1 protein-coding gene is annotated in these 1,385 nt (G+C 48.7%); it reads left to right on the forward strand.

What is annotated here, in order from left to right; all coding sequences use genetic code 11:
• Nucleotides 1–105 precede the first annotated feature (105 nt).
• Entirely contained in the window at nt 106–1,338 is a 1,233-nt protein-coding gene (locus HMPREF9069_RS06715; protein ID WP_021626460.1) for an IS256 family transposase, read from the forward strand.
• Nucleotides 1,339–1,385 lie beyond the last annotated feature (47 nt).

The following is a 1,385-nucleotide window of genomic DNA, read 5'->3' on the forward strand; positions in this document are numbered from 1 at the left end:
AGTCACGTCCGTAAAATGGTGTAAAAGACGGGAAATGAGCCAGAGGCCCGTCTTCCAAGTAAACTTGTAATCGCCAAATCACTACGAATACTTGGAGGTACGAACATGGCTCAACTCAATATTACACTGAACCAAGATGAGATTTTGCAGCTTTTGGGAGAGAACAATGGCAGTGCATTTCGGGTACTCTTACAAGAAACCCTCAATGCTGTTTTAAGTGCAGAATCTACCGAACAGCTCAAGGCTCAGCCTTACGAGCGTACCTCAGAGCGTCTTGACAGCAGGAATGGTACACGGGAAAGAAGCCTTTGTACCAGGATTGGCACCATCGATCTTAAAGTCCCAAGGCACAGAAATGTCCCTTTCAAAACGCTTGTGTTTGATAACTACCAGCGCAGTGAGGCAGCCCTTGTTACCACAATGGCAGAGATGGTGGTAGCCGGTGTTTCAACAGCTAAAGTAGGTCGTGTAATGGAAGAGATCTGTGGCAAGAATTTCTCCAAACAAGCGGTATCTGTGGCCTGCCGTGAACTTGATGATGCGGTAGCTGCCTTTAGGGGACGGCCTTTGGGAAGCTATCTGTTTGTGATAGCAGACGCCACCTATCTCAAAGTGCGTGAGAACCATCGTATCGTCTCAAAAGCACTGATGATAGCCACAGGCATTACCGACAAGGGAATAAGAGAAGTCATTGGCCTTGAGCTGGCAGAGGCTGAAACCAAAGCTACGTGGACCACCTTTTTTCAGTCTCTTCACAACCGGGGACTTTGTGGCGTGGCTCTGTGTACCTCAGATGCTCACGAAGGACTCATTGGTGCTTTGCATGAAGTGTTCCCCGATACTGCCTGGCAGCGTTGTCAGGCACACTTCATGCGCAATATCATCGATGTTGTTCCCAAGAAGTGGAAAGGCGGGCTTCGAAGCGAGCTCAATGAGCTATTTAACTTCCCTGATCTACAACGTGCACAAAGCCGTAAGGAAGCCCTTATTGCTGACTATGCAGAACTTGCACCAGAAGCCATGGAAATCCTCGATGCGGGATTTGATGATGCAACAACCGTCATGCAGCTACCCAGAGAAATACGCAGGCCTCTGCGCACCTCAAACTACATTGAGCGTCTCAATAGAGAGATTAAAAGGCGCACGCGAGTCATAGGTATTTTTCCCACGTCTCAATCAGCACTGCGCCTTACAGGAGCTTGTCTTATGCAAGAGACTGAACGGTGGCAAACAAAGCGCCCGATGTTTTATAAGCCAACCCTGTTGGCACTCGAAACGATCCGGCCCAGCTTAGAGAAACGCGCCAAACAGCAGGCCCAGATGAGAAAGGTGATGTAGGTAAGGGAACGGTGATTGCAAATTTACACACCATTTTGGACTTGACC

This window comes from Atopobium sp. oral taxon 810 str. F0209, assembly GCF_000466405.1.
GTDB lineage: Bacteria > Actinomycetota > Coriobacteriia > Coriobacteriales > Atopobiaceae > Olegusella.